The sequence below is a fragment of the Mesorhizobium sp. M0590 genome (assembly GCF_040320905.1).
Classification (GTDB): Bacteria; Pseudomonadota; Alphaproteobacteria; order Rhizobiales; family Rhizobiaceae; genus Mesorhizobium.
This window is the reverse complement of sequence record NZ_JAMYQN010000009.1, coordinates 263953-271665: the sequence shown is the minus strand read 5'-3', so window position 1 is coordinate 271665 and position 7713 is coordinate 263953. Positions and strand designations below refer to the sequence as shown.

The window sequence follows — 7713 nt, the reverse complement described above, 5'->3', positions numbered from 1 at the left end:
CACGGCACATAGTCGCCGGTCAGCATGTCCTCGAGCCACATCAAATTGTACTTCTCGACCGCGCGAGCGAACTTGATCGCATCGGGCAGCATCCAGCCCGGGCCGCAGTCGAGCGCCAGGCTGACCTTGTCGCCCAGCACTTCCTTCATCGCGATCACGCAGTCGAGCATGTGGTTGAAACCGCGCTCGCTGATGACGCCCTGATCCATGGCACCGTGATAGCCGGCCTTCTTCTGCGTCACGCCGTAATGGAAGCCCTCGACGGTGTCCTTCATGTTGGAGTGGAACGAGATCCCCTGCTTGATCATGAAGAAGTTCTGCGGCTGCTCCATCATCCATTTCACGTCAGCGGCGTAATCCTCCGGCCGGTCCCCCGTTCGCTTCTGGCGGATCGAGCCGTTATAGACGCGCACCTTGTCGCGCACCTTGCCGCCGAGCAGTTTGTAGGCCGGCACGCCTGCGGCCTTGCCGGCTATGTCCCACAGCGCATGCTCGATAGCGCTTACCGCCGCGCCATAGGGCTTGAAAGAGCCGCGTTGGCGGATCTTCAGCATCACCCGCTCGATGTCGGTAGGGTCCTCGCCGATCAGCGCCTCGCGGAAATGCAGCACCCAAGGCTTGAGATAGGTCTTGGTGAACTCGACTTCGCCAAGGCCATAGAGGCCCTCGTCGGTAACGATGCGGACGATGGGATGTTTGCCGATGACGGCGCAGCGGAGATCGGTGATCTTCATCTTCGGTTCTTTTCGCCTCAGCTCCAGATACGGTCCCAGGAATACTCGTTGTCCCAGTGATCCGTGGGCTGCCAGATGCCGGTGACACCCGGCTGCAGATGCTGCGAGATCACCTCGTCGACGACGTCGTCAATCCCCAGGCCAGGTTTGTCCGGAACAGTGATAAAGCCGTCCTTCACGAGCGGCTTGGGAACGCCGGTGACGATATCGTCCCACCAGTCGACATCGGCAGAGTGGTATTCGAGCGCCATGAAGTTTTCGGTCGCGGTCGCGACATGTGCCGCGGCCATTGCGGCGATTGGACTTTCGGCCATATGGATGGCCATTGCGACGCCGTGGTCCTGGGCCATGTCGCCGATCTTCTTGGTCTCGAGGATGCCCCCGCTGGTGAGCAGGTCCGGGTGGATAATGGAGAGGCCGCCGCTCTTGAGCAGGGGCTCGAAGCCTTCCTTAAGGTAGATGTCCTCGCCGGTGCAGATCGGTACCCTAGTGGCGTCCTGCAGTTGCCGGAACTGCTCGGTGTACTGCCATGGGATCACATCCTCGAGCCAGGCCGGCACGTATTTTTCAATCCGCCTGGCGAGCCGAATGCCGTTCTGCAGCGAGATGTGGCCGACATGGTCAATGGCGAGCGGAATATCCATGCCGATAACATCGCGAACCTCGGCAATGTACTGCTCAAGCAGGTCGAGGCCCTTGTCGGAAAAGTGAAGGCCGGTAAACGGGTGGGCAATGTTGTGCAAATCGTACGCGGCGTTGCGGGCGCGTCGCTCTTCAAGGGTCTTGACCGGGCCGCGGCCGGCATGGACGCGGTACCCTTCAAGTGAACCGGCAGGGGAGACAACGGCACCGGGTACATCCGCGATCTGCATCAGCCCCAGATCCATCTTGAGGAAGGTGAAGCCGAGCGCCATGCGCTGCTTGAGGCGCTTGCCGGTCTCGGTGCCGCTCGGCACGGTAGCGTCGGTGTCGCAATAGACGCGCACCTTCTCCCGAAACCGGCCGCCGAGCATCTGGTAGATGGGAACGCCATAGGCCTTGCCGGCGAGATCCCACAACGCGATCTCGACCGCCGAGACGCCGCCGCCTTGCCGGCCGTGGCCACCGAACTGCTTGATCCGGCGAAACAGGCGGTCGATGTCGCAAGGGTTCTCGCCAAGCAGCCGGCTCTTCAGCATCAGCGCGTAGGTGGCACTGGCGCCGTCGCGCACCTCGCCAAGCCCGACGATGCCCTGGTTGGTGTAAATCTTGAGCAGGGTTGAGGTGAACGGCGCGCCGACGATTTCGGCTACCCGCATGTCGGTGATGCGAAGCTGGGATGGCTTGGAGTTCGCGTTCACCCGATTGAGCGCTTCGTCGGCGCCACCTGTCTTTGCCATGACTTATCCTCGTTTTCGGCTTGTCGTCCCGCACCCTGGGCCGGCATAGAGTGTTGCTAGCCCAGCTCAATCTCGTGGGCCTGCAGGTAGTCGCGGTCCATCTCAATACCGAGACCAGGTTTCGACATCAGCTTGAGGCTGCCGTTCGAAATGTCGAGTGGTCTGTCGATCAGGTGATCGTATTTGCCCAGGTTCCACTCCGATGTTTCGAGTTTGTAGAAATTGGGAACGGTCATCATCACCTGCGCTCCCGCAACCACGTTGATTGGTCCCGCGGCGTCATGTGGCGAGACCGGGACGTAGTAGGCTTCGCACAGCGCAGAAATCTTCTTGAGTTCGGTAATGCCGCCGGTCCAGGTAACGTCGGGCATGATGTAGTCGGCGAGCCTGTTCTCGAGTACCGGCACGAAATCCCACTTCGTGTGGCCGCGCTCGCCCCACGAGATGGCGGTATTGACCTTCTCACGCACCTGCTTGAGGGCGTTAAGGCTCTCGGGCGGGCAGGGCTCCTCAAACCAGTCGATCTGGCCGGCCTCCTCGAGGCTCCGACAGAGGCGAATGGCGGTGGGGACGTCGAAGCGGCCGTGCGCATCGATGAGAATGTCGACATCGGGTCCTGCCGTTTCGCGGATCAGAGCCGTGAGTTCGGCGGCTTCGCGCTCGTCCTTGCGGGTCATGCTGCCATCGAGGTAGCCGTCTCGCTGTTCGCGGGGCAGGCCATCGGCGCTGCGGCCCTGGTGGGGGTAGGGATCGAACTTGAGCGCAGTGTGTCCGGACTCGACAATGTCTAGAATTTCGCGGACCACAGCCTCCTTGCTGGTGAATTTGGCCTGGTTGGGATGGGTGTAGAGCGCGATTTCATCGCGTACCGGCCCGCCAAGCAGCTCGTAAATCGGCTTGCCGAGGACTTTGCCCCGGATGTCCCAGAGGGCAATATCGATGGCGCTCACGCATTCGACGGCGGCGCCGCGGCTTCCCATGTAGGTGAAGCTGCGGAAGATCTTGTGCCAGAGATGCTCGATACGCGCCGGATCCTCGCCTGTCACGGCGACGCCGATCTGCCGCAGGATCGTGCAGAGAGCGCGGTTGGCGAGCCTTGTCGTGGTGGTGATCTCTCCCCAGCCACTCACTCCCTCGTCGGTCGTCACTTCGACGAACAGGAACTCTCCCCAGTAGGAAGCATCGGACTTGATCAGCCACGGCCGAATGCTCGTGATTTTCATCTCAACTACCTTTGCCTGAAAATGGTCAGCTAACGATGTTCTGGACTGGACATTCTATCCGGCCCGAGCGGCGTTGCGCGCTCGCATCTGTTCGAGAATATGCCGGCCCGAACCCTCGACATGGCGGGAAACGAGTTCGGCCGCCTTGTCGGCCTCTCCCGCCTTCACAAGCGCGATGAGTTCGCGGTGCTCGCGCATGATCGCGGCACGTCGTGCCAGCGTGAAATTGAAACGACGGCTCACGGCTCGCAGCACTTCGCGATGCTTCCACCAAAGCTCGGCTGCGTGGCGGTTGTAGTGCCGCTGGTACATCACGGTGTGGAAAGCGGTATCCAGCTCACTATGCCTGAATGTGTCGGCGAAATTGTTCTCTTCGATCAGGCCCTGGAGACGTTCGAGTTCGGCGATGTCCTCGCCGGTAGCCATATTCACAAACCATCGTGTCAGGGCTGGCTCGATCAGAACACCGATCTCGTAGATATCCCGGACAAAATCCTGATCTATGGGTCGGACGCGCGCGCCGCGGTTGGCGACAAAGGTGACAAAACCTTCGCCGCGCAGCAGCTGCAGGGCCTCGCGCACAGGATTGGTCGAGGTGCCGTGACGCCGGGCGAGATCGGTGACGACAAGCCGTTCGTTAGCGGCGAGCCGTCCCTCGATGATGTCTTCCCTGATCAATTCATAAAGCGAGGCGCCCTCGCTGGAGGCCCCGATGGGATCGGTCCCCACCGGTGGCATAGCTTTGAAATCGCTTATTTCGGCCAAGGCCGGCTCCCCAATTTAATACATACCTTGCCCGATATCACACACGGCTTTCGCAAACAATGTACGATTCGGCGCGTTGACAGGCAATTCATGATCTGAAAACGTACCAAGCGATCGAGAGGATACACTGAGCTGAAAGAAGCATCCTCGCGATCGAAACGAGCAAGGACCGCTTTAGGGCGGCATGGGAGAACCAGGGAGGATACCTATGACGAGAATTGCGCTCGGCAGTGCCGTCCTGCGCGGCACTGTCGCCACTGCTTTGATGGCATCCCTGACGTCTACTTCGGCGCTGGGTGCGCCACCGGTCGACCTGAGCAAGTGGTCGCCGGAATATGTGCGCTCCATCGCCGGCACACAGGACTTTGACACGGCTGCCGATTGCGCCAAGGTTACCCCGCTCGACTACAAGGGGCGACTGACTTTCTGGTATCAGGGCGTGTTCGAGGGCGACCCCGACCTCCTGCGCCAGTACTACAAGGATTTCTTCGAGACCTTCCGCAAAACCTATCCGAACATCCAGCTCGAGGAACAAGCCCTCACCTATAACGACCTTCTCGACAAGTTCCGCACGGCGCTCCTGGGCAATGCCGCGCCGATGGCGGTCCGCCTGCAAATCCTGGGTGGTACCGAGTTCGCCTCAAAGGGCTATCTGCAGCCGCTCAAGCCCGAGGATGTGGGGTATTCGACCGAGGATTTCTGGCCCGGCGCCATGAAGGCCGTGACCTGGGAGGGCGTGACCTACGGCATTCCGACCAACAACGAGACGATGGCGTTCATCTGGAACGCCGACATCTTCAAGCGTGCGGGCCTCGATCCGGACAAGGCTCCGGCAACCTGGGAAGATGTCGTCAAATATTCCAAGCAGATCCACGACAAGCTCGGCATTGCCGGCTACGGCCTCGTGGCGCGCAAGAATGCCGGCAATACGCCGTACCGTTTCATGCCACAGCTGTGGGCCTATGGCGGCGGCGTCTTCGACGAAGCCACCGCGAATCCGACCTATGAGCAGGTCCAGCTCGATAGCCCGCAGAGCAAGGCGGCGCTGCAAGCCTCGTACGACATGTATGTTCGCGACAAGTCGGTTCCGGTTTCGGCACTCACCAACCAGCAGGCCGATAACCAGCCCCTGTTCGTCGCCGGCCAGCTCGGCATGATGATCTCGCACCCGTCCGATTACAACGTCATGCTCGACCTGCAGAAAAAGGCGACGGGCACCGACAAGGACAAGGCGCAGACGGTCATCGACAACATGCGCTACGGGCTGATCCCGACCGGTCCCGACGGCAAGCGCGCCGTCGTGTTCGGCGGCTCGAACATTCACATCCTCAAGCCCGAATATGTCGAAGGCGGCAAGGTAGATGAGCCGGCTGCAAAGGCCATCATCTGCATGTGGACGAGCCCTGAATGGTCGCTGAAGATGGCGTACGCCGGCTCGAACCCGGGCAACCTCAACGGCTTCAAGACCAAATGGATGAAGGAACGTCTGGACAACATCAAGTTCCTCGACGTCACGACCTCGATGCTGCCATACGGCATCCCGTTCCCAGCGCTGCCGCAGGCCCCCGAGATCATGAACATCATCATCCCGGACATGCTGCAGAATGCCCTGACCGGAGCGATGACCGTCGACGAGGCAGCGGACGACGCGGCCAAGAAGGTAAAAGACCTGATGGGCGGACTCTAGTCCAGGCCGGACCTACGACTGACGGCTGCGCCGCTGGCGCAGCCGCCTCGTTCCGAAGAAAAAGGGCACGCCACAAGTGACGATCGTGACCGGCAAGGCCGAGGCTCGCCGAAGATTGCAATCCGGTTGGTCCGGCGCGCTGCGGAAGATCTGGGAGCATCGCGCGGACTACGCGTACGTGCTCCCAGCGATCGCCGTGATGCTCATCGTCATCGCCTATCCGATCTACTACACGGTCGAGCTGTCGTTCTTTAAGACACCGCCTGGCCTGCAACTCCGCGACAAGACCTTCATCGGCTTCGACAACTACACGACCATCCTCACCAGTCAGGTGTTCTGGAAAGTCACCTGGAACACACTGATCTGGACTCTGGGGTCAACTTTCATCTCCTTTGTCCTGGGGTTCGCCACAGCGCTGGCGCTCCACCGCGATTTCATCGGCCGTGGTGTCCTGCGCGCCGTCCTGATCATCCCTTGGGTCATCAGCGCCGTCGCCGCCTCCTACATCTGGAAGTGGATCTACCATTCGGACTTCGGGATCATCGGCGCGGTGCTGGTCGGCCTCGGATTGGCCGCCCAGCCGCCGAATTTCATCGACAATGTCAGCACGGTGCTGCCCTCGCTGATCGTCGTCAACATCTGGCGCGAGTTTCCGTTTGCCATGATCATGATGATGGCCGGCCTGCAGACAGTCCCCGACCAATTGCTGCGCGCCGCAAAAGTCGATGGTGCCAATGCATGGCAGCGCTTTTGGCACGTCACCTTCCCGCACTTGCGCAACGTCTCGGTGGTGACGATGCTGCTGCTCGCGGTGGCCAACTTCAATTCCTTCATCATCCCCTGGATCATGACCGGCGGCGGGCCGTCGAACGCATCGCATATCTGGATAACGCACATTTATGAGCTCGCCTTCGGACGGCAGCGCTGGGGCGTGGCATCGGCCTATTCGGTGCTCCTGTTCCTCACGCTGATGACGCTGGGCTACTTCTACGTCCGTGCGTTAAGCGGCAACGAGCGGAAAGAGGGGAGCGCATGAGCACGATTGCCGAGACAGCCCCTCGAGCCCAGACCCGTCGTCGCATGCGCGTCGACAGATGGCGGTGGGCCGGGCGCATATTCCTCGTGTTCATGCTGCTTTATACCGCGTTGCCGATGATCTGGATGCTGATCACCTCGATCAAGTCCGGATTCGCGGCGACGCAATTCCCGCCGCAATGGTGGCCGGACGAACCTACCCTCGCCAGCTATCAGAAACTGCTCGATCCGCAGAACAGCGTCGGCCAGGACTTCCTCCGCTTCTTCTGGAACAGCCTTTTCGTGTCGACCGTCACGACAATCCTTTCGGTGATCGTGGCTGTCCCAGCGGCCTACGCGTTTTCGCGTTTCAGTTTCCCCGGCCGGAATTTCCTGTTCTTTGCCGTGCTGCTGCGCAACATGTTCCCGGCGGTGATCTTTCTCGTACCGCTCTTCATCCTGATGCGCGCCATCGGTCTGATAAACACGCATGGCTCGCTGATCCTCACCTATCTCACCTTCGGCCTGCCGCTGGCGATCTGGCTGCTCAAGGGCTTTTATGACAACATCCCGGTGCAGCTTGAGCAGGCGGCGCGCATCGATGGCGCAACACGGTTCCAGGCCTTCATCATGATCGTGATGCCGCTCTCGACGCCGGGGATCATCGCCACCGCAATCTATTCCTTCATCGGCGCGTGGAACGAGTACATCTACGCCTACACCTTCCTCTCCAAGAACGAGCAGTTGACCCTGCCGGTCGGCATCCAGCGCTTCTTTTCGGAGAATACGACGGACTTTCCGGGCCTGATGGCGGCCAGCTTCATGATGAGCGTGCCCGTCGTGGTGCTGTTCCTGGTCCTGCAACGATATTTCGTACGCGCCCTTACAGAAGGCGCGGTCAAGCACTAGGG

At 60.6% G+C, this 7713-nt stretch carries 7 protein-coding genes; 3 read left to right on the top strand and 4 right to left on the bottom strand.

The window, feature by feature from the left end; genetic code table 11:
• From NKI52_RS17605 to NKI52_RS17590, 4 genes are all read right to left on the bottom strand, one after another.
• On the bottom strand, nucleotides 1–734 hold a 734-nt coding region (locus NKI52_RS17605; RefSeq protein WP_352698785.1), incomplete at its 3' end, for a mandelate racemase/muconate lactonizing enzyme family protein.
• Nucleotides 735–751: 17 nt separating this feature from the next.
• A complete protein-coding gene (locus NKI52_RS17600) occupies nucleotides 752–2113 on the bottom strand; it encodes a mandelate racemase/muconate lactonizing enzyme family protein (protein ID WP_352698783.1) in 1362 nt (453 codons plus the stop codon).
• A gap of 56 nt (nucleotides 2114–2169) precedes the next feature.
• Nucleotides 2170–3336 carry a mandelate racemase/muconate lactonizing enzyme family protein gene (locus NKI52_RS17595; RefSeq protein WP_352698781.1) on the bottom strand — a complete coding sequence of 389 codons (1167 nt, stop codon included), beginning with the start codon at nucleotides 3334–3336 and terminating at the stop codon, nucleotides 2170–2172.
• Between the two features lie 54 nt (nucleotides 3337–3390).
• A complete protein-coding gene (locus NKI52_RS17590) occupies nucleotides 3391–4101 on the bottom strand; it encodes a GntR family transcriptional regulator (RefSeq protein WP_023679253.1) in 711 nt (236 codons plus the stop codon).
• A gap of 208 nt (nucleotides 4102–4309) precedes the next feature.
• Here NKI52_RS17590 and NKI52_RS17585 point away from each other — a divergent pair, with 208 nt between their 5' ends.
• The 3 genes from NKI52_RS17585 to NKI52_RS17575 all read left to right on the top strand — a co-directional run bounded on the left by NKI52_RS17585 (nucleotide 4310) and on the right by NKI52_RS17575 (nucleotide 7711).
• Entirely contained in the window at nucleotides 4310–5788 is a 1479-nt protein-coding gene (locus NKI52_RS17585) for an ABC transporter substrate-binding protein (RefSeq protein ID WP_352467436.1), read from the top strand.
• 76 nt (nucleotides 5789–5864) lie between these two features.
• Complete coding sequence (locus NKI52_RS17580) at nucleotides 5865–6824, top strand: carbohydrate ABC transporter permease (RefSeq protein WP_352698780.1); 960 nt, start codon at nucleotides 5865–5867, stop codon at nucleotides 6822–6824.
• Nucleotides 6821–7711: a carbohydrate ABC transporter permease gene (locus NKI52_RS17575; protein ID WP_352698778.1), complete on the top strand. Its 891-nt coding sequence runs from the start codon at nucleotides 6821–6823 to the stop codon at nucleotides 7709–7711. The genes NKI52_RS17580 and NKI52_RS17575 overlap by 4 nt, the downstream gene beginning before the upstream one ends.
• The last annotated feature ends 2 nt before the right edge of the window (nucleotides 7712–7713 follow it).

Bases quoted from the DNA above. Each gene is read 5' to 3' on its own strand.
- NKI52_RS17600 (WP_352698783.1), bottom strand. From the start codon at position 2,113: ATGGCAAAGACAGGTGGCGCCGACGAAGCGCTCAATCGGGTGAACGCG.
- NKI52_RS17595 (WP_352698781.1), bottom strand. From the start codon at position 3,336: ATGAAAATCACGAGCATTCGGCCGTGGCTGATCAAGTCCGATGCTTCC.
- NKI52_RS17585 (WP_352467436.1), top strand. From the start codon at position 4,310: ATGACGAGAATTGCGCTCGGCAGTGCCGTCCTGCGCGGCACTGTCGCC.
- NKI52_RS17575 (WP_352698778.1), top strand. From the start codon at position 6,821: ATGAGCACGATTGCCGAGACAGCCCCTCGAGCCCAGACCCGTCGTCGC.